The following is a 19,884-nucleotide window of genomic DNA, read 5'->3' as shown; positions in this document are numbered from 1 at the left end:
CAGCGTGACCTACACCTTGATCACAATCCCGCGCTTTTCCATCCACTTGGCGATCGCCCACCAGATGCCGGTAAACACCAGCCCGAAAGCCAGTGACGGCAGGTAGGGGCCGAAGCGTGGCGTCATCCAGTCGGCATAGCCGATGCGATAGATGGCATCCCAAGCGCCCACCGCGTACAGCAGCAGGAACATCACCGCCGAACCTGCGTACACGGTGATTGCATTGATGCCCAGCGCACGGCCCAGCGGCGGCCAGCCGCGACGGTCGACGAACTGATGGAAGAGCCAGAGCAGCGCCATCGCCCATCCGGCCGTCCACAGCACGAATGAAGGCGTCCACAGGTTCTTGTTCCATGGCACCGCAGCCGACCACAGCCAGCCGACCAGCAGGCAACCCAGCGCGCCGGGCAGCAGCCGATGCACCCGGCCGCGACGCAGCCAGCCGCCGGCATGCAGGCCAATCAGCGTGGTCGCGATGGACGGCAGCGTGCTGAGCAGGCCTTCCGGATCGTGCCCGCGGCCAGTCACTGGATCGAATTCGTATACCAGCGGACCCAGCAATGCAGTGTCCACGCGACTGGCCAGGTTGGTCCACGGCGCAAAGCCACCGGTCAGGCCGAGCAGTGCCCAGTACCCCAGCAGCAAGACGGCGATCAGCGTGTCCTGCACGCGCGGCGCCGGTCGCGTCGCCACGTAGCCCACGACCAGGAAACACAGGCCGATCCGCTGCAGCACGCCCCACGGCCGGAAGTACGGCTTGTCCAACAGCCACCAGCCCAGCAGGTTGATCGCCAGTCCGATCCCGATGATGCGCAGCGCGCGGATCCACAGCGCACGCCGCAGCGGCGCTGGATCGGCGCCGGCCTCGATCCGCGGCACCACGCCGAGCGCGATCGAAACGCCGACGATGAACAGGAAAAACGGGAACACCAGATCGGTGGGTGTGCAGCCGTTCCATTCCGAATGCAGCAAGGGCGCGAAGACATGCGCCCAATCGCCCGGATCGTTGACCAGCAGCATGGCCGCGACGGTCAGCCCGCGCAGCGCATCGACCGAGGCAAAACGCGGGGCCGTGGGGTTACCCATCGCTTTCAGCCGGCGGACGCGACGCCGCCGACCCAGGTCTCGATGACCTGCAGGTCATCATCCAACGCCACCAGGTCCGCACGCAGGCCCGGCGCGATGCTGCCGCGCTCGTGCTCCAGCCTGAGGAACTGCGCCGGATACAACGCCGCCATGCGCAGCGCTTCTTCCAGCGGCAGGCCGAGCAGCGCCACGCTGTTGCGCACCGCGCTGGCCATGTCCAGTGCCGAACCAGCGAGCGTGCCGGCGGCATTGCGCACCACGCCATCGACTTCGGTGATGGTTTCGCCGTACAGGTCGAAGCTGGGGCTGTCGGCGCCAACCATCGGCATCGCGTCGGTCACCAGCAGCAGCTTGCCGCGTGGCTTGGCCGCCAGCGCGACCCGCAGGCTCGCCGGATGCACGTGCACGCCGTCGACGATGATGCCGCACCAGGTGTCGCGGTCCTCCAGCGCCGCGCCCACCGCGCCGGGGCTGCGCCCCTGCAACGGCGACATGGCGTTGAACAGATGGGTGAAGCCACGCAGGCCCGCTTCCAGTCCCGCGCGGATCTGCTCGTAGTTGCCGGCGGTATGGCCGGCCACCACGATCGCGCCGCGCGCGATCAGCGCGGCGATGCGTTCCGGGCCGACCTGTTCCGGCGCGACGGTCAACAGCGTGATGCCGTTGTCCAGCGCGGTGGCCATGGCGATCTCGTCGGCTTCCGGAATCCGGAACTGGCCGGCGTCGTGCGTGCCCTTGCGATCCCTGGCCAGGTACGGGCCTTCCAGGTGGATGCCGAGCACGCCATCGATACCGCGCGTGATGGCATCGCGCGTGGCATCGATCGCCGTGCGCATAGTCGCCGCGTCGTCGCTGATCAGCGTGGGCAAGAAGGCAGTCGTGCCGAACTTGCGGTGCGCGCGGCCGATGGCGTCGATGCCTTCGGCCGTGGGCGTGTTGTTGAACAGCACGCCGCCGCCGCCGTTGACCTGCACGTCGATGAAGCCGGGCGCCAGCCAGGCGCCGCCCAGGTCATGCAGATCGGCGGTCCTAGCGGCCGCGCCTGCTGCATCGGTGATGGCGACGATGCGCCCGGCGTCCACGACCACCGCCGCGTTGTCGATCAGGCCACCGGCGGTGAAGACGCGCGCATTGACCAGCGCAAAACAGGCACTCATACGGTTTCAGTCACCTTGTTGAGGTGCGGCGGGACATCGGGATTGTGCCCGCGCGCCAACGCCAGCGCATTGATCGCCTTGTAGAAACTCTGGATGGTGATCAGCGGCGCGCAGGCCGGGTGCGGCGCGGCGACCAGCGGCAAAGCCTGCCCCGGACTTGATCCGGGGTCGTCGGATGCCGAAGCGACCCACACCTGCGCGCCGCGGCCACGGAACTCCTCGGCCAGGGCCAGCATGCCGGCTTCGGTGCCATCGGGCTGGGCGAAGCACAGCACCGGGAAGCCCGGGCCGACCAGCGCCATCGGGCCATGCTTCACTTCGGCCGAACTGTAGGCTTCGGCGTGCAGGCCGCAGGTTTCCTTGAACTTCAGCGCCGCTTCCTGCGCCGCGCCCAGGCCCAGGCCGCGGCCGAGCACGAACAGGTTGTGCGCGCCGGCCAGGCCTTCGGCCAACGGCGACCAATCGACGGCCCATGCCTTGCGCAGCGCGCCGGGCAGCGCATCCAGCGACGCGAGCAGCGCGGCGTCCTGCGACCAGTGCGCGGCCAACTGCAGCAGCGCGGCCAGCGAGGCCAGGTAGCTCTTGGTGGCGGCCACGGATTTTTCCGGACCGGCGCACAGCGGGATCACCACGTCGGCCAACTGGGCCAGCGGTGAATCCTCCACGTTGACCAGCGCCACCACGCGCGCGCCGGCCAGCTTGGCCGCTTCGGCATTGCGCAGCAGGTCCGGGCTCTTGCCGGACTGGGAGATCACGATGAACAGCGTGCCGGCCAGCTTCAGCGGCGCCGCGTAGACCGAACCGATCGACGGCGATGCCGATGCCGTCACCACGCCCAGCTGGGTTTCGAACAGATATTTGCCGAAGGTGGCGGCATGATCGGAACTGCCGCGCGCGCAGGTCACCACGAATGGCGGCGGCGTTTCCCGCAGCGAGGCGGCCAGCGCGGCGATGGCATCGTGGTTGCGCGCGAATTGCGCGGCGATCACGTCGGCCGTCGAAGCGGCTTCGTTGAACATCAAGGTGTCGGCTGCGGCGGGCAGCGGTGTTGCAGAAGTCATGGCGTCTGGGTCTTGGGTTCGGCGCGGGCGGGTCGCATCGGCGCGGTGGAACCACGCACCACCAGCTGCGGCGTGAAGCCCTGGTTGTGCATGGCGATGGGAGATTCGTCGTAGGCGTCCTGGCGCAGGCGCGCGATCAGCAAGCGCGCGGCGTGCTTGGCGATGTCCTCGGTGGCCTGCTTGGCGGTGGTCAGCGGCGGCCAGGACTGCTTGGAAAACGGGCTGTCCTCGAAGCCGGCGATGGACAGGTCGTAAGGCACGTTCATGCCGGTGGACTTGGCCGCGGCCAGCACGCCGGCGGCGATCTCGTCGTTGGAACCGAAGATCGCCGTGGGCGGTTCGCGCAGCGCCAGCAATCGGCGCGCACCGCGGAAGCCGTCGTCGAAGGTGTAGTCACCCGGAATCACCAGGTGCTTGTCCAGGGTGATGCCGTAATCCTTCAGCGCCTGCTCGTAGCCGGCGTAGCGCTCGGTGGAGGAACGATGCGCCAGCCCGCCCATCAAAAAGCCGATGCGCTGGTGTCCCAGCTGGATCAGGTGCTCGGTGATCTCGTAGGCCGCGTCCTTGTCGTCCACGTACACGCAGGGCGGGCCATCGCCAGGGTCTTCGGTGGCGGCGATGATGCGCACCAGCTGGATGCCGCGCGCAGTCAATGCCGCGATCAGCTCCGGGCGTTCGGACATCGGCGCGGTCAGCACCAGTCCCGCCAGGCGCGAGCGCTGGACGAATTCGGCCAGCTCCTCGGCCAGCAATGGCGAGGTGGAATCGCAGGGCTGGATCTGCAGGCCGAACCCGGTTTCACGGCAGGCGGCCAGCACGCCGTTCTGCACGCCGATGATGTGGTACGGATTGGGGTTGTCGTAAACCAGGCCGATCACGAACGGCGTGCCGCTGCGCAGGTTGCGCGCAGCCGGGTCCGGCTCGTAATCCAGCTCGGCGATGGCACGCAGCACGCGCGCACGCGTGCCCTGCATCACCGATGGCTCGTTGTTGATCACGCGCGACACGGTCTTCAACGACACCTTGGCGCGTTCGGCGACATCCTTGATGGTGGGTCTACGCATGGGAGCGGGTCTGCCTAGAAGTGCGGAAACCGCGCGTCAGCGCGCGGCGCCCTGGCCCACGCGATGGCCGCGCAGGGCAAAGAACAGGATGTACAGGTAGCAAGGGACGGCCAGTCCGGCGAACACCCACTGGAAATCGAAATGCTGCTTGAGAATGGCAAAGCTCTGCGATACCACCGCGCCGCCGGCGATGCCCATCACCAGCAGGGCCGAACCGGTTTCGGTGAAACGGCCCAGGCTCTTGATCGCCAGCGGGAAGATCGCCGGCCACATCATCGCGTTGGCAAAGCCCAACGCGGCCACGAAGCCCACCGACACATAGCCATGGGTGAACAACGCGCCCAGCGCGAACACCACGCCCAGCGTGGCCGACAGCGCCAGGTAGGCCTGCTGCGACAACAGCCGCGGGATCGCGACCAGGCCCGCCAGGTAGCCCAGCAGCATCGCGCCCAGGGTGAAGGAGGTGAAGAACTTGGTTTCATCCAGCGGCAGGCCGAAGCCGTTGCCGTAGGTGCCGATGGCATCGCCTGCCAGTACTTCCACACCGACGTAGGTGAACAGGCACAGCACGCCCAGCCACAGGTGCGGGAACTGGAAGATGCTGCCACGCGCAACGCTGTCGCTGCGCTCGGCATTGGCCTCGCTGGGCTTCAATTCGGGCAGCGGCGAGAACAGTATGAAGATCGCCACCAGCACCAGTACACCGGCCATCACCAGGTACGGCCCGTGGATCTTCGCGGCGAAGGTGTTGAGCAGTTGTTCCTTGGTGGCCGCATCGGCGGCCGCAACCTGCGCCGACAGATCGCCGATGCCGTGCAGCACCAGCGAACCGATCAGCACCGGCGCCAGGATGCCGGCGCACTTGTTGCAGATGCCCATCAACGCGATGCGGCGCGCCGCGGTCTCGATCGGGCCCAGGATGGAGATATAGGGATTGACCGCGGTCTGCAGCAGCGCCAGGCCGCCGCCGATCACGAACAACCCCGACAACGCACCGGCATACCAGCGCTGGGTCGAGAACTGGCCGAACATCGCCGCGCCGATCGCCATCACCACCAGGCTCAGCGCCAGGCCTTTCTTCATGCCGGTCAGCTTGAGTGCGGCCGCCGCCGGCAGCGCCAGCACGAAGTAGGAGATGTAGAACACGAACACCACGAAGAACGCCTTGACCTCATCCAGGTCGAACGCCAGCTTCACGAAGGTGATCAGCGGCCCATTGATCCAGGTGAAGAACCCGATGATGAAGAACAGCAGGCCGGTGACGGCGAGCGAACTGGCAAAGCTTTTTGGCTGATCGGACGACATGGAACATGGACTCCGGGCTGAAGCTCGTGATGGATGGAACCGAAGCGCGTGGACACCAGGTCCACGACGCGGCGGAAAAGCTCAACGTCGCAGTTCGGCGACGAAGTCGTAGAAGTCGTTGTGGCAGTAGGTATCGGTCAGTTCGATGGCGCTGCCATCGCGCGCGTAGCCCACGCGGACCACGTGCAGGATGGCGTCGCCTTCTTCCATGCCCAGGTGTTCGGCCATGCGCGCGGTCAGGTTGATCGCGCGGAAATACTGCAACGCGCGCACGACCGGCGTGCCGTGTTCGTCCAGCCACGCGTACAGCGATTCGCCGACATCGGTAGGCTCGGGCAGTACCCGCTGCGGAATCACCGCGTGCTCGTAGGCCATCACCCGCTTGTCGGCACGGCGCAGGCGCGTCAATGACGCCACCCGCGCGTCCGGCGACAGGCCCAGGCGCAGGATTTCCTCGCCATGGGCCGGGCGGATGCGCCGATCCAGCCACTGGCTGCCGGGCTGGTAGCCCTTCAGGCGCAGGGTTTCGCTGAAGCTGGTCAGGCCAGTCAGTGGATGGGTGATCTGCGAGGTCACGAACGTACCTGCGCCTTGCCGGCGGGTCACCAGGCCCTGCTCCACCAACGCATCCATCGCCTGCCGCAGGGTCACGCGCGAGACCTGCAGCTGTTCGCAAAGCATCCGCTCGGCCGGCAGGGCTTCGCCCGCCTTCCACAGGCCACTCTTGATGGCGTCCACCAGTTGGGTGGTCAGCTGCAGGTACAGCGGCGTCGGCGCCGAGGCATCGACGACGATGGATGCCAGCCTTGGGTCAGCCGGCGCCTTGGGCCGTGCCATCAGGAACTCCCTGTGCGAAATGCTCGCAAGTCATTAGGTCCAATCTAGAACCAATTTGCCTGCCCCGGGGGAATTCGTCAACAGGGCCGCTTATCACAATCGGATATAGATCCTGCGCCGATCCAGCCACCAGGCCAGCGCCCAGCAGGCCAGGGTGTAGGCCAGCGCGCACAGGAACGACCCCAGCGGACCCGGCGTCAGCGCCTGGAACACCGAGATTCCCACCCAGTCGTACAGGCCCATGCCCGGCGCCACGCGGACCAGCTGCAGGGTGACCACGAACAATTCGGAGAACAGATAGATCGCCAGCGGGTTCTTGCCCATCGCGGTGAAGAAGCTCGACCCGCCCGCGTGGCCGCCCAACTCGATCCAGCCCACGCAGGCACCCAGCAGGAGCAGGTCCAGGCCCACGGTCAGCAACACGAACGAGCCGGTCCACAGTTTTTTGGCAATCGGGAACAGCGGATGCCAGGCCAGCGCCAGCAACACCAGCGCCACGCCAGCCGTCAGCATTAGCCGCACCGCGCGCGGGGTCTTGCCTGCAGTCATCAGGAAGCGCCCCGCCAGGAAGCCACCGATCACATTGACGATGGCCGGCAGCGTGCCCAGCACGCCTTCCGGATCGAAGCCGCCATCCTTGCGATACAGGTGGTCGCGACCCAGCAGCCACAGGTCCAGCCGGGTGCCGGCATTGCCGAGCTTGTCCAGTTCCGCACCCGCTGCGCCGAACCCATACAGGATGCCCCAGTACGCCAGCAGCAGGCCGATGGCCAGCACCGGCAACGCGCGTAGCGGCAGGTAGCGGACTGCCAGTGCACCGGCGAAATAGCACAGCGCGATCCGCTGCAGCACGCCCATCACCCGGGTCTGGCCGAAGGCGTTGAACGCCCAGCCGCCATCCGCTGCCTGGTGCACGAACGGATACCAGTACATCAGGAACCCGCACAGGAAGATCAGCGCCGCACGCTTGCCCGTTCGCAGCAGGAAGTCACGCTCGCTGCCACCGCCGGCGGTGAACGCCAACGCATTGCCGGTGACGAACAGGAACGTGGGAAACACCAGGTCGGCCAGGGTGAAACCGAACCACTTCGTATGCGAGAGCTGCGCATAGGAAGCGGCACCGGGGCCGGCGGTGTTCACCAGGATCATCACGAAAATGGTCAGCCCACGGAACACGTCCAGCGACAGGAAGCGCTCACGCCCCGGCTTGTCGGGCGCAGCCGCACCCACTGCACTCATGGCTGCGCATCCAGCTGCTGCATCAGCGCCCTGGCCGAGGCCACGACATCGGCCGGTGGCACCGGCGTTGCCGGCGCCGCAGTCTGCGCGACCCAGGCCAGTTCCCATTGCTTGACCTGGGCGCGGAATGCTGCGTCATCGAACGCGACGCCCTGCGTGGCGGCCGCGCGCAGGGCCGCAAACAGCTGCTGCCAGCGCGGCAGGTAATAGCCGGCCACCATGCCGCTCCACGCCTTGGATGCGTAATCGGACAGGTTGCCTTCGCCACCCCAGACCGTGACCTGGGCGCGGGCATTGCGCACGTAATACGCCGAGGTCTCCGCGTCGTCACCGTAAGCGGCGGCTTGTTGCTGCCACTGCGCCAGGGATTCGGGCTGTGCGGCCAGCAAGGCATCGATCGACTGCGCCAGGGACGCCACCTGCCCCGCCAACGCATCGCCCTTGGCCAGGTCCCCATGCTGGTAGGCCTGCACCGCCTGCTGCAGCACCTGGTCCAGGCGTTCCAGCGCGTAGTGCCGGGTGAAATCCACCAGGTCATGCCGGAACAACGGCGCGTCGGCGTACTGCGGTGCCACCGCCAGCAGCTGATCGACACCCGCGCGCAGTTGCTCCATGTCGCCGGGGTGTTTCTCGAAACTGGTGATGTCCGGCGTCGGCCGCTTGAACAGCAGATAGGCGCCGGCCCGGCTCTTCCACCAACGCGTGTCCCAGTAGCGCACGCCGAACACGCCGGCCTGCAGCGACTTCCAGGCTTGCGCCAGCTGCGGCGAGGCGTGGCCATAACGGGCCTTGGCGTACTGGCCGAACCAGCCGGCGAAGTCCTGCTTGGTCCCTTCCCAGGCCAGGCTGTACAGGTATTCGTAGACCACCGAATTGCTGTCCAGGCCTTCCGGGAACACACCGAAGCCACGCAGCTGGCCATGCTGCTTGTCGGCCAGCAGCGCGGTCAGATCGTTGCGATAAAAATCGAAATCGCCATAGACCGGATTGCTGCCGCCGTAGTTGTGCACGTAGCCGTAGATCCACGGCTTGCCGTCGAAGGCGGCGGATTTCTTCCACGTGCCCGGATAGCGGTCGTTGCCGATATCCAGCACCATCAACTTGTCGTCGGGGACCTTGCCCAGGAACGCAGCGATGGCGTCAGGCGTCCAGAACGACTTGTCCGAACCGAACAGCCAGCCCTGCATCACCCAGGTTGCCTTCGGGTTCGCCTGGCGGATGGAGTCGTAGATCGCCGCGCCGTAGGCGGCCAGACGCTTGTGCTTCTGCTCGGGCGACACCTGCGCCACCGTATGCGTTGCCGCGCTGTTGGCGGTGCTGTCGCCGTACTTGGCCAGCTGCGCGTCGCTGCCGTCCTCGGCCACCGGCGGCACCATTTCGTTGAACGCATCGGCCAGGTAATAGTCACCGGGGCCATAGGTCTGGGTGTAAAGGTCAATGAACTGCCTGGCGATCTTCGCAAACAGCGGATCGGCCGGGTCCAGCCAGTAGGTTTCGTGGAAACCTTCCCAGGCACGCATCCTGTAGATACGCGCTTCCGGATGGGCCTGGGCGAACGCCTTGGGCACGTAGCCGGCAAACGCCGGCAACACCGGCTTCATCCCCAGCGCATGCATGCGCGCCAGGATCTGCTTCTGCAGGACCTGTTTCTTGTCGATCCATGCCTGCGGCAACGGCGCGTCATAGCCCTCGATGTTGCCCATGCGCTGCCAAGGAGTGAACGCCGGGCCGGAGAAATATTCGGCCAGACCGGCATCGGATACGCCCAGGCCACGCCACAGCTGCTGCCACACCGCTTCCTGGCCCTCCATCGCCAGCGGCAGGTCGATGCCGTGCAGCGCCATCCAGTCGATCTCACGCTCCCAGCGCGCCCAGTCCCAGAACGGCGTGGTGTAGCCGTAGGTGCAGGTGTTGAGATAGGCACGATGCTGGAACGGCGTCCGCACCACGCCGCTCGCTGCCACCGGCCACTGCGCGGGCAACGCCACGCGCGCACCTTCCCAACTCACCGAAGCCGCGCCGATCGAACCCAGGTAGGCGTAGGCACCGTGGGCCAGGGCGACGTCGCTGGAACCACGCACGGTCAACTGGCCCTTGCGCACCTCCACCTGATACCAGTCCTGCGAGCCAGGCCTGGACACAGGCTCCAGGGCGATCCGATCGGCACCCGCCCCGAGCGTCCGCTCAAGGACACCCCGGACGTCCTGTTCCGATGCCTGCGCTACACCGCTCGCACCTGCCAACAGACAAACCAGGAACCAACACGGCGCCGGGAGCCGACGCAATTCACGAGCCTTCATTCTTTACTCCAACAACCGCAACTGACGGGAAACGGTAATCCAAGAAGATGCGGCGACCCCTAAGGATCGCCGCACGCTTATCGTAGTTACCAGATGTTCCACTGCGCGGTCAGGTAGTAGCTGCGCCCGGTGACGCCGGTCATCTGCCACACGTCGCTCACCTGGTAGTACGCCTCTTCACGCTCATTGGTGATGTTCACCAGCCCCAGGGTGAAGCTGAGCGTGTCGTTGGGGCGGTAACCCAGGGCCCCATCGAGCTGGGTGCGCGCCTTCATCTGGTGGCCCGCATAAGCGAAGAAGCTATCGGACTTGGTCTGGTAGTACTCGCTGCGGTGCGTGGCCGAAACCCGCGCACTGAACATCGCGTTCTCCCAGTAGGCGGTCGCATTCCAGGTCTTCTCCGACAGGTTGCTGATGACGTAATCGGCCTTGTAGCTGGGGATGACCCGCGTGTAGTTGGCGGTCACGCCGAAACCATTGACCGGCAGCCAGGCATCCAGCGACTGGGTCCAGGCCAGCTCGTAGCCCTTGAGGCGATTGACGTCGGGACTGTTGAGGGTCTGGCTGAATTCATAGGCCTCGTCGTTGCTTCCCAGGCATGTTCCATCGCTCTGCTGGATGATGGAGACACCGTTGTAGCTGTCCAGGCAGAAGTTGCTGCGGTTGTAGGTGCCATTCTTGATGGCCTTGTAGAAGCCGTTGGCCGTCAGCGCGCCGCCCTGGTAGTACCACTCCAGCGACAGATCGGCCTGGTTGGCGGTGAGCGCCTTCAGATCGGTCTGGCCCAGAGAGACTTCGTGGGTCACGACGCCGCCGGCGCCCTCTGCGGTGGATTCGGTCGTGGCGATCGCCGTGCTGCTGGTCAGGATCGGCCGGACCAACACCTTGGCTGCCGATGCACGCAGCAGCAGGTCCGGACGCAACTCCAGCACCATGTTCAGGCTGGGCAACCAGTTGCGATAGTCGTAGGTGGACTGCGCGGTGCCCTCGATGTTGTAGACCTCGCCCTCGTCCAGATCCGATTCGGAGGTCAGGTAGGTCTTGGTCTCGCGACTGGTGTCCTCGTAGCGCAGGCCGACGTTGCCACGCAGCCGCATCGAGCCCAGGTCGGTATCGATGTTGGCCATCGCATAGGCCGACTTGATCGTGTTGGTGATGTAGTAGCTGCTCTGCGGGACGAACAGGTTCGGCACCACCTCGCCTTCTGCCGCCAGGGCGGCCGCGTACGCGCTCAGGTTGGGAATGATGAAGGAATGCTGGATGTCGTATTCGCCATCCAGGAAGCCCGACGCCACCTGTCCGGAGCTGGACATGGTCGGCAGCGAGGCAATGTCCGCATCGGTCAGGCGGTCATGGCGCCAGACGTCGCGATAAAGGGTCTCGCGCCGATATTTCGCACCCACCTTGACCGAGTCCAGCCAACCCCAGCCCAGGTAACGCAGGCCATCAAGCTGCAGCGAATCTTCCTGGTTGCGCAGCCGCTTGATCGCGCCATTCGGGTACTGATTGCGTCCGCCGGCCAGCGTGGCCGCGTCGTACAGGCTGCCGTCGGTCAAATCATTGGAGGTGCTGAAAGAGGGGCTGGATGCATCGCTGATGTCCAGGATGCTCTGGCCCACCGGCACGCCGACGATGACCGCGGCCTCGCTTTCATGGGTCTTGCCCAGCGCGTGGTTGGCTGCGCCGGTGACGGTCCAGTCGCCCGGGGTCCACTTGAAGTCCCAGGTCACCATTTCCGAAAGCCAGTTGTGCTCTTCCAGCTGGCGGTTGTTTTCCAGCGTGTAGTTGTCGGCCTGCACCTTGGTGGCGTAGCCATTGGCCGCCGCCAGCACGGTTTCGGTGCCCGAGCTCAGCAGGAATACCTGCTGCTTGATGTCGTTCTCGGTCTTGTCCTTGGAATAGATGAAGGTCAAGCCGGTTTCGAAGTCGTCACCCGGCCTCCACTGCAGCGCGCCATTGAACATCTTGCGCTCGGTTTCGCGGTCGATCCGGCGGAACCGCGTGCGCGTCGGAGTGATCACCGACTCGCCGTTGTAGGTCTTGGTGCCCCAGCGATCGATCCAGAAATAGTCCGCGCGGTCCTTGAGCTTCTGGTAACCCGCATTGAGGAACACGCCCAACTCACCATCACCGACCTTGAACTTGTCGATGTAGGTGCCGACGTACTTGCCCGTCGGCGTGCCGCCCACTGAATCGGAATACTGGCCCGTCGCAGACACGATCAGCTTGGGCTCCTTGTAATCCAGCGGCTTGACGGTCTCGATATTCACCGTCCCGGACAGCCCGCCGGCGTCCATATCGGCAGTCGGCGACTTGATCACATCGACGGCGGCAGCCAGCTCCGGCTGGATGATGTCGAAGCGGAATCCGTCGGTGAAGTCCGCACTCTTGAAGGTCTGCCCGTTGATGGTAGTCAGCGCGTACTGCGGGCCAAGGCCACGGATGCTGATGGTCGAACCACGGCCGTTGATGCTGGAGATCTGTACGCCGGGAATGCGCTGGATGGCCTCGGCGATGTTCTCGGACGGAAACTTGCCGATGTCCTCGGACGAGATGCCGTCGGTCATGCGGGTGTCGTCGCGCTTCTTGTCTAGCGCGGTATCCAGGCTCTTCTGGAAACTAGAGGTCACCGTGACCGAGTCCAGCGTCTTGGCCGACAGGTCATCGGCGGATGTTGCGGAAACCGCAGCTTCCTGCGCGCCGGCCGACTGGGCGGGAACGAAAAGACTGGCGCCGATCGCGGCGGCCAGCAGGGAAATCGCTATGGGGTTGGGACTACGGCTCACGGCTGTTCCTCGAATGGATGGCGTTGGAGACGACAGGTCGAATGCATTCACGGGGCACCCCGCCCTACAGGCCTCCCAGGCCTGCCCCCGCATCGCGGTCAAGACCGCCACGAAGGCCCACGTGCTCTGTGGTTGCTGTGCCGGAGCCCGCGTCGACCCCTTCCCCGAAGACGCCCGGACACCCGTGTTTTCCCCTGCTGCGACGCGACATTGGTTTGCATACCAATCGCGTGAAAGCATTGATATGGTATTAAAAATGTTTTGTCAACGGTCTGTAAGAATTCTCTGTGCCGCCGTATTTCGCGCCTGTCGCACGGATGAGCCAAGGCACTGACAACGATATATCTAGCTGATTTTATTTATTTTTATTTGCGCCACTGACCACGCCACCGGCTTAGCGCCCTGTCATACACGACAGTGTGCGTCCAACGTTGTCATAAGACCACCAGGAAACCACTAACAAAACCCACTAAACAGGGCCTGATCTGGCAGGAGAGGAAATTCTCCTGGCACCACCCGTCCATTCGCCTTGGCGCATGCGGGTAGAAATATTCAATTCCAATCAATCACTTAAGAACAAAAGACCCAATGAAAACCCATACACCCCTGCCCGGAGCCGTTTATCAGATGCACAGATCTTCCCGATACAAATTTCATGGCGACGTGTTGACAACGTTGTCAAACGCGTCACAGACTCGAAACATAACGGGGCGCCGCGGTTGCGCCCATGGCGCTGTATCAGTCCGGGGAAAGACGTGCTCGCCCAAGCCTTACCGTCCACAGGAACGCCCATGAGCGACGCAGCGCCCTTCATCGCGGCCGATGTCGGCGGCACGCATGTCCGGCTTGGACTGGTGCGCCCAACCGGCAAGGACCTGCAGCCGGTCGAAATCCTCAGCTATCGCAAGTACGCCTGCGCGGCGTTCCCGGGCCTGGCGCAGATCATTGGCGACTTCATCGGCGGACTGGACGGCACACGCGTCAGCCGCGGCGTGATCGCCAGCGCCGGCTTTCCCATGGAGGACGGCACGGTGATCACCGCCAACTTGCCCTGGCGTCTGTCACCGCGCGAAATCCAGGGCGAACTGGGCCTGGATGACCTGCGCCTGGTCAACGATTTCGAAGCTGTCGCATACGCCGCCGCGCTGGTGGGCGACCAGGAAGTGCTGCGCCTGACCGGCCCGAAACATGTCTCCGAGCGTGGCCCGACCCTGGTGCTTGGTCCGGGGACCGGCCTGGGCGGCGCGGTCTGGATTCCCACCGGCCGCAGCGCCACCGTGCTGGCAACCGAAGCCGGCCAGGCCGCACTGAGCGTGGGCACCGAACTCGAATTGGCGCTGCTGGGCCAGATGCTGAAAAAGCGCTCGCACGTTCCGGTCGAACATGCGCTGTCCGGCCCCGGCCTGCTCAACCTCTATACCGCCCTGTGCGAAGTGCGCGGCGTCACGCCGATGCATACCGCACCCGATGCGATCACCGCCGCCGCAACGGCCGGCGATGACCCGCTGGCCCGCGAAGCACTGGACGTGTTCTGTGGCCTGCTGGGCAGCACCGTGGGCGACATGGCCCTGCTATACGGCATCACCGGCAGCATCTATCTGGCCGGCGGCATCCTGCCGCGCATCCGTGAGTTCCTGCTGCAGAGCAGCTTCGTCGAACGCTTCCTCAACAAGGGGCCGATGCGAGCTGCGCTGGAGCGCATTCCCGTGCGACTGGTCGAGCACGGGCAGCTGGGCGTCCTGGGCGCCGCCAACTGGTATCTGGGCCAGACCGCCGCACCGCACTGAAGTCATCGAAGGCCGCCCGCGGCTTTTGCTGGTCGGGACATTCGGCACCGCAGCACGCAACAAGTTTGTTTCGACATTGCAGGACCGCAACGACGTACAGGCCTGGCAGCCCACTGCCACAACCCAACAAACTCTTCGGGGAAGCATCATGAACTGCAAGAAATCCCTCCTCAGCGTGGCCATCCTGACAAGCCTGACCTTCGCGGCACAGGCACAGCAGGCTGACAGCAGCCAGTCCACCAGCACGGCCACCGATGCCACCAACCTGGACACCATCGTGGTGACCGGTATTCGCGGCTCGATGGAAAAATCACTTGATACCAAGCGCGAAGCCAACGCCCGCATCGAAGTCGTCACCGCCGAGGATGTCGGCAAGCTACCGGCCCACAACGTGGCCGACACCCTGCAGCGACTGCCTGGCGTGAACATCAGCTCGTCCAGTGCCGACGAAGGCGGCTTCGACGAAGCTGACCGCGTGAGCCTGCGCGGCACCAGCCCCAGCCTGACCCAGACCCTGATCAACGGCCACAGCGTTGGTTCGGCCGACTGGTTCGTGCTCAGCCAGGGTGGCAATGTCGGCCGTAGCGTCAGCTATACCCTACTGCCCGCCGAGCTGGTGGGTTCGGTCGAGGTCCACAAGTCATCCGAAGCCAAACTTCAGGACGGCGGCGCTACCGGCACGGTCAACATCATCACTCGCAAACCGCTGGATTTCGCAAAGAAGATCACCGCCGAAGCCTCCATCGGCGCGGTCTACTCTGACCAGGCCGAAAGCACGGATCCGCAGCTGTCGGGCCTGTTCAACTACAAGAATGACCAGGGCACTTTCGGTGTGACGGTGCAGGCATTCAAACAGAAGCGCGAACTGCGCCGCGAGGCACAGGAGATCCCAGGCGGTTTCTCCCAGATCACGGCGACCGACCCGGTCGCCGCCACCAATCCAGACCTGATCGGCGTCTACGTCCCCGGACTGGTGGGCTCGACGCTGTTCGAGCAGACGCGCGACCGCAAGGGTGGCCTGGTGGAATTCCAGTTCAAGCCCAACGATGACCTGACGCTGGGTCTCAGCGGCTTCAGCTCGGACATGAAGGCCAACAATTACAACCGCAACTTCATGATGTGGAGCGGCAACTTCGCCAAGAGCCAAGCGCCGGACCCGGGCTACACGGTGACCGATGGCGTGCTTAGTAACGCCAGCTACGCCGGCGTGGCCGGCACGCCGTATGCCGTCTATGACATGATCTATCGCGAAGCAAAATCCAAGAGCAACTACATCACGTTAGATGCCGACTGGAAGATCACCGACAGCCTGACATCCAAATTCCAGGCCGGTACCACCAGCGCAACAGGTTCGACCCCACGCCAGTTCATTGCCGAAGTCACGCTGGCCGATGGCGGCGGCGCCAACTGGGCCACGCATGGCGCTGGGTCTCCGCTCGACTGGAACGTCGGCGGCGACATCTCGCCGGCAGGCGTCACCAGCTTCGGCACGTGGGGCAACCAGGAAGTAACAGCCAAGGACGACGAGGATTGGTTCACGGCCGACTTCACCCAGTATTTCGACGCCGGCCTGCTGTCCTCCGTGGATTTTGGCGCGCGCTATGCCGATCACGAACGCAAAGCGCTATCCCCGGAAGGCGCCTCGCCAGGCGATATCTGGTCCGCGTTGCAGGGCGGCGCGACGGGAAACTATCCGAGCGGGTTCGCGGATGGCATCGGCGGAAACTTTCCGCGGGACGTGTGGTACTACACGCCGGGTGCGCTGAAGGATGCCATCCTCGCCAACTCGACCTGGTTGTCCGATAACGACGGGCCGACTGGGCGTCATAACTACGGCGCAGAGTGGAAGGTGAAAGAGAAGAATCTGGCCGCTTACGTCCAGGCCAACTTCACCAGTGATATCTGGAGCGGCAACATCGGCCTGCGCTACGTCAACATCGACCAAGACATCGACAGCTACCAGTCCGTCTCCGATCCGACCAATGCCGATGTCTCGAGTCTGTTCGGCAATTGGATCCGCAAACCCACCAACAACAAACACAGCCGCCTGCTACCCAGCGCGAATCTCAAACTCAATCTCTCCGATGACTTGGTGTTGCGATTCGCCGCTTCGCAAACGCAGACCCTGCCAGATTACTCGGCACTTGGTACTTCGAGCTGGGGCTCGGATCTGAACAAGACTGGCGGCGGCGGAAATCCAAAGTTGAAGCCAGTCATTTCCACCAACTTCGATGCGAACCTGGAGTGGTATTTCATGCCACGTGGCCTGGTATCGGTTGGCGCGTTCGCGATGGACCTGAAGGACTACGTTGCCTACGGCACGGAAACACAGATGTTGTTCAGCGAGCTGACCCATCAGCTTGAGGCCTATCAAGTTTCAGTACCGATCAATGCCGATGCAAAAGTGCATGGCGTGGAAGTGGCCTATGAGCAGCCCATTGGCGAGTACTTCGGCGTCAACGCCAATTACACCTACTCAGATGGCAGTACGTCCCATACATGGGCCGACGGTAGCGACAACTTGCTGGGCAACTCAAAGAATACCTACAACGTCGGCGCCTATTTCGAGAACGAAACTTTCGGGGCACGGGTTAGCTACACCCGTCGATCGTCCTTCCTGATTGGCCTGTCCGGCGCCAACCCGTATTACCAGGATGACCTGGGCACGGTATCGGCGTCGCTGAGCTACAAGGCCACCGACTGGCTTAGCTTCAGCCTAGACGGCCTGAACCTCAATGACCCCACCATCAAGTACTACCAGAGCGCAGCTATCCCGACGTCGTTCTATAACAATGGCCGGCAGTACTATTTCAACGTCCGCCTGAAGTTCTGATCCGCCGCAAGATGTTGCATGCTTGACCCCAGGCGGGCCCGGATCATGTCCGGGCCCGCCTTTGTTTTGACGATGCGCGGTGCCGCTGGCGGCGCGCTCCTGCATGAGGTGTCCGATGCGTCTGCCTGCCTGTTTCCGTCCCGTCCTGCGTGTCGCGCTGGCGGCCCTGTCGCTGGTGTGTGCACCGGCTTTCGCCAGTCCACTGCCGCTGATCCCTGCGCCGCAATCGGCCACGCCAGGCGAAGGGCATTTCAGCCTGCAGCCGGGCATGACCATCGACGCGCGGGGCGAAGACGCACGCAGGACCGCCGAGCAGTTCATCGATCTGCTGCACGACAGCGGTGGACCGGCGCTGACACTGGCCGAAGACGGCAATGCGGAAGATGCTCCGATCCAGTTCATCGTCACGCCCGCTGCTGGCGGCGCTGAAGCCTATTCGCTGCAGGTCACGCCCGAACGCATCCAGATCAGCGCCACGCAGTCGGCGGGCCTGTTCTACGGCGCGATGAGCCTGTGGCAGCTGATGCCTGCCGGCAACGCGCAGTCGCCGGTGCAGATCGCCTCGGTGTCGATCACCGACCGCCCACGCCTGGCCTGGCGCGGCTTGATGCTGGATTCGGTGCGGCACTTCCAGAGCGTGGAAGAGGTCGAGCGCCTGCTCGATGCGATGGCCATCCACAAGCTCAACGTCTTCCACTGGCACCTGGCTGATGACCAGGGCTGGCGCATCCAGATCGACCAGTACCCGCTGCTGACCGAGGTCGGCGGCTGCCGCGTGCCGATGGGCGATGGTGGCATCGGCGAGAACGGCCAGCCGATCCAGGAATGCGCCTTCTACACCAAGGACCAGATCCGCGCGGTGGTGCGTTACGCCGCACAGCGCCATATCACCGTGGTGCCGGAGATCGACATCCCCGGCCACGCCACCGCGGCGATCGCCGCGTATCCGGAGCTGGGCGTGGACCGCCCTCAGCTGCAGGTCGCCAATGGCGCTGGCGTGTTCCCCAATCTGTTCAATGCCGACGAATCAACGATGACGTTCCTGGAGAACGTGCTGGGCGAAGTCATCCCGCTATTCCCGGGTACCTTCTTCGACATCGGTGGCGACGAGGCGGTCAAGGACAGCTGGAAGACGTCCAAGCACATGCAGGCCCGGATCAAGCAGCTCGGCCTGAAGGACGAGGAAGCGCTGCAGGGCTGGATGGTCAATCGCCTAGGCACCTACCTGGCCCAGCACGGGAAACGCATCATCGGCTGGGATGAGATCCTGGCCGGCGGCCCGCTACCCGATGGCGCCGCGGTGATGAGCTGGCGCGGGATCGATGGCGGCATCGAAGCGGCGCGCAAGGGCCACGACGTCGTGATGACGCCGGTGACCCATCTGTATTTCGATTACCTGCAGACCGATTCGCCGGCCGAGCCACCGGGACGCCCGCTGCTGATTCCACTGCAGAAGGTCTACGGTTTCGACCCGGTGCCCGCGGTACTGGATGAAGCCCAGCGCCAGCACATCATCGGCGTGCAGGCCAACGTGTTCACCGAGCATATGCACAACTTCGACCGGGTCGAGCATGCAGTGTTCCCGCGCATCGCCGCGCTTGCCGAGGTGGCGTGGTCGCCGCAGGCCAGCCGCGACCTGGACAGTTTCAAGCTGCGCCTGCCCAACCTGCTGGCGCATTACCGCGCCCTGCACATCGGCTACGCACGCACGCCGTTCCAGGTGCTGTTCGACACCACGCCGTCGGCTGACGGACACCAGGCCACCGTGGGGCTGCGCGATCCACTGGACTACGCCGACATCCGCTACACCACCGATGGCAGCGCGCCCAAGGCCGATTCGCAACGCTACACCGCACCGCTGACGGTTCCGATACCGACCACGCTGCAGGCGGCCGTGTTCTTCGATGACAAGCCGCTGGCGCCGGCCACCACGCTGCAGCTGACGTCCGAAACATTACGCACGCGCAGCGACGAACAGCTGGCCATGTGCACCGGCGCGCTGATGCTGCGACTGGAAGACGACGGCCCACGCGAAGGGCCGCGTGCGGTCTACAACGTGGACATCTTCAACCCGTGCTGGGAGTGGAAGAACGCACCGCTAGCCGGCATCGCCAGCATCACCGTGCGCGCCGGCCGCATGCCCTACTTCTTCGAACTGGCCCACGACGAGCACCTGCGCACGTTCAAGAAAGCCAAGTCCGCGTTCGGCGAACTGGAGATCCACGATGGCTGCGACGGCGCGCTGATCGGCAGCCTGCCGCTGCCGAAGGATCCGGGCGCCGACGGTTTCCAGACCCTGACCATCCCGCTGCAGAACGCATCGAGCCAGGCCAACCTGTGCGTGTTCTTCACCGGCGACACGCGCCCCAACATGTGGGTGCTGGATCGGATCACACTGGTGCCGGCTGCGGGCAACTGACCGGCCAGCA

The 19,884-nt window shown here is 64.6% G+C and carries 12 protein-coding genes; 3 read left to right on the top strand and 9 right to left on the bottom strand.

Going from position 1 to position 19,884, the window contains the following annotated elements; all coding sequences use genetic code 11:
* Window positions 1-9 precede the first annotated feature (9 nt).
* The 9 genes from O8I58_RS14040 to O8I58_RS14000 all read right to left on the bottom strand — a co-directional run bounded on the left by O8I58_RS14040 (window position 10) and on the right by O8I58_RS14000 (window position 12,694).
* Window positions 10-1,086, bottom strand: coding sequence for an acyltransferase family protein (locus tag O8I58_RS14040; RefSeq protein ID WP_298317256.1), 1,077 nt, complete (start codon window positions 1,084-1,086; stop codon window positions 10-12).
* 5 nt (window positions 1,087-1,091) lie between these two features.
* The gene (gene nagA, locus O8I58_RS14035) at window positions 1,092-2,243 is read right to left on the bottom strand and encodes an N-acetylglucosamine-6-phosphate deacetylase (protein ID WP_298317253.1); all 1,152 of its coding nucleotides are present in this window, start codon (window positions 2,241-2,243) and stop codon (window positions 1,092-1,094) included.
* Window positions 2,240-3,304, bottom strand: a complete 1,065-nt coding sequence (locus tag O8I58_RS14030) for an SIS domain-containing protein (protein WP_298317251.1) — start codon at window positions 3,302-3,304, stop codon at window positions 2,240-2,242. The genes nagA and O8I58_RS14030 overlap by 4 nt, the downstream gene beginning before the upstream one ends.
* Entirely contained in the window at window positions 3,301-4,368 is a 1,068-nt protein-coding gene (locus tag O8I58_RS14025) for a LacI family DNA-binding transcriptional regulator (RefSeq protein ID WP_298317248.1), read from the bottom strand. The genes O8I58_RS14030 and O8I58_RS14025 overlap by 4 nt, the downstream gene beginning before the upstream one ends.
* A gap of 36 nt (window positions 4,369-4,404) precedes the next feature.
* A complete protein-coding gene (locus O8I58_RS14020) occupies window positions 4,405-5,673 on the bottom strand; it encodes a sugar MFS transporter (RefSeq protein ID WP_298317245.1) in 1,269 nt (422 codons plus the stop codon).
* Between the two features lie 81 nt (window positions 5,674-5,754).
* Window positions 5,755-6,510, bottom strand: a complete 756-nt coding sequence (locus tag O8I58_RS14015; protein ID WP_298317243.1) for a GntR family transcriptional regulator — start codon at window positions 6,508-6,510, stop codon at window positions 5,755-5,757.
* 93 nt (window positions 6,511-6,603) lie between these two features.
* Complete coding sequence (locus O8I58_RS14010; protein WP_298317241.1) at window positions 6,604-7,749, bottom strand: acyltransferase family protein; 1,146 nt, start codon at window positions 7,747-7,749, stop codon at window positions 6,604-6,606.
* Window positions 7,746-9,995, bottom strand: coding sequence for an alpha-N-acetylglucosaminidase (locus O8I58_RS14005; RefSeq protein ID WP_298322995.1), 2,250 nt, complete (start codon window positions 9,993-9,995; stop codon window positions 7,746-7,748). The genes O8I58_RS14010 and O8I58_RS14005 overlap by 4 nt, the downstream gene beginning before the upstream one ends.
* 140 nt (window positions 9,996-10,135) lie before the next feature.
* Window positions 10,136-12,694 (bottom strand): TonB-dependent receptor, encoded by a 2,559-nt coding sequence (locus O8I58_RS14000; RefSeq protein WP_345781342.1) that lies wholly within the window; start codon window positions 12,692-12,694, stop codon window positions 10,136-10,138.
* 932 nt (window positions 12,695-13,626) lie between these two features.
* On the opposite strand from O8I58_RS14000, the gene O8I58_RS13995 reads away from it, so the two are divergent.
* From O8I58_RS13995 to O8I58_RS13985, 3 genes are all read left to right on the top strand, one after another.
* On the top strand, window positions 13,627-14,622 hold the full coding sequence (locus O8I58_RS13995; RefSeq protein WP_298317239.1) for a glucokinase family protein: 996 nt from the start codon (window positions 13,627-13,629) through the stop codon (window positions 14,620-14,622).
* A gap of 148 nt (window positions 14,623-14,770) precedes the next feature.
* The gene (locus tag O8I58_RS13990; RefSeq protein ID WP_298322993.1) at window positions 14,771-17,455 is read left to right on the top strand and encodes a TonB-dependent receptor; all 2,685 of its coding nucleotides are present in this window, start codon (window positions 14,771-14,773) and stop codon (window positions 17,453-17,455) included.
* Between the two features lie 115 nt (window positions 17,456-17,570).
* Window positions 17,571-19,874, top strand: a complete 2,304-nt coding sequence (locus tag O8I58_RS13985; RefSeq protein WP_298317238.1) for a family 20 glycosylhydrolase — start codon at window positions 17,571-17,573, stop codon at window positions 19,872-19,874.
* The last annotated feature ends 10 nt before the right edge of the window (window positions 19,875-19,884 follow it).

This window comes from Pseudoxanthomonas sp. (assembly GCF_027498035.1).
In the GTDB taxonomy this organism is placed as follows: Bacteria; Pseudomonadota; Gammaproteobacteria; order Xanthomonadales; family Xanthomonadaceae; genus Pseudoxanthomonas_A.
The sequence above is the reverse complement of the archived record's forward strand: the minus strand, read 5'-3'. Positions and strand labels throughout refer to the sequence as shown.

Excerpts from the sequence above, each read along its gene's own strand:
- O8I58_RS14040 (WP_298317256.1), bottom strand. The coding sequence starts at position 1,086 with ATGGGTAACCCCACGGCCCCGCGTTTTGCCTCGGTCGATGCGCTGCGC.
- nagA (WP_298317253.1), bottom strand. The coding sequence starts at position 2,243 with ATGAGTGCCTGTTTTGCGCTGGTCAATGCGCGCGTCTTCACCGCCGGT.
- O8I58_RS14030 (WP_298317251.1), bottom strand. The coding sequence starts at position 3,304 with ATGACTTCTGCAACACCGCTGCCCGCCGCAGCCGACACCTTGATGTTC.
- O8I58_RS14025 (WP_298317248.1), bottom strand. The coding sequence starts at position 4,368 with ATGCGTAGACCCACCATCAAGGATGTCGCCGAACGCGCCAAGGTGTCG.
- O8I58_RS14020 (WP_298317245.1), bottom strand. The coding sequence starts at position 5,673 with ATGTCGTCCGATCAGCCAAAAAGCTTTGCCAGTTCGCTCGCCGTCACC.
- O8I58_RS14015 (WP_298317243.1), bottom strand. The coding sequence starts at position 6,510 with ATGGCACGGCCCAAGGCGCCGGCTGACCCAAGGCTGGCATCCATCGTC.
- O8I58_RS14010 (WP_298317241.1), bottom strand. The coding sequence starts at position 7,749 with ATGAGTGCAGTGGGTGCGGCTGCGCCCGACAAGCCGGGGCGTGAGCGC.
- O8I58_RS13995 (WP_298317239.1), top strand. The coding sequence starts at position 13,627 with ATGAGCGACGCAGCGCCCTTCATCGCGGCCGATGTCGGCGGCACGCAT.
- O8I58_RS13990 (WP_298322993.1), top strand. The coding sequence starts at position 14,771 with ATGAACTGCAAGAAATCCCTCCTCAGCGTGGCCATCCTGACAAGCCTG.
- O8I58_RS13985 (WP_298317238.1), top strand. The coding sequence starts at position 17,571 with ATGCGTCTGCCTGCCTGTTTCCGTCCCGTCCTGCGTGTCGCGCTGGCG.